At 73.3% G+C, this 705-nt stretch carries 1 protein-coding gene; it reads left to right on the top strand.

The genetic code is table 11. From position 1 onward, the window contains the following. Positions 1-705: FlgK family flagellar hook-associated protein (locus GJV64_RS15180; protein ID WP_408015012.1), on the top strand; the 705-nt coding region annotated here is incomplete at both ends.

The following is a 705-nucleotide window of genomic DNA, read 5'->3' as shown; positions in this document are numbered from 1 at the left end:
CGGGGTGGCCCGCTGGAGCGCGCGCCGCTGGCCGGCGCCGGGGTGCGGGTCGGAAGCCTGACCCGCGAAGTCGATGCGCTGAAGGTCGACGCCGCGCGTATCGCCAGCGGCGGCGAGGCCCGATACGCCGCAAGGCTCGACTGGCTGACCCGGCTGGAGGCCTTGGCCACCACTGCCGATGTTGCCGGCCGGGTCGGTGCCTTCTTTGACAGCGCCACAGCACTGGCCGCCGCGCCCACGCAGGTGGCAGCCCGCGTCGCCTTCCTGAGCGCCGCCGACGATGCGGCAGCCGCCTATGCCGGCCATGGCGCCGACCTCGAACGCCTTGCCGACGACGTGCGCGCCGAGGCCAGTATCTCCGTGCGCCGGGTGAACGATCTCGCCACCGCACTGGTGCGGGTGAACGAGCTGCTGCGCCAGGGCGACGAGGGCGACGTGGCCGCTGCTGGCCTGCTCGACAATCGCGACAGTCTGCTCGCTGACCTGGCGACCGAAGTGCGCATCACGGTGCAGGAAGGTGACCGTGGCGTGGTGACGGTGAAGCTGGGCTTCGGGCCATCGGCCGTCACGCTGGTGCCGCCCGTGGGCAATGCCGCGCGCATCGGTGTGGCGCCCGACGGGCAGAGCGTGCTGCTGAACCCCGATCACGCGCCGGTGCCACTGCGCCTGCCCGCCACTGGGCGCCTCGCCGGCCTGCTGGAGGCC

Origin of the sequence: Sandarakinorhabdus rubra (assembly GCF_010994245.1) — a bacterium.
Classification (GTDB): Bacteria; Pseudomonadota; Alphaproteobacteria; order Sphingomonadales; family Sphingomonadaceae; genus Sandarakinorhabdus; species Sandarakinorhabdus rubra.
This window is presented reverse-complemented; position numbering and strand designations above follow the sequence as displayed.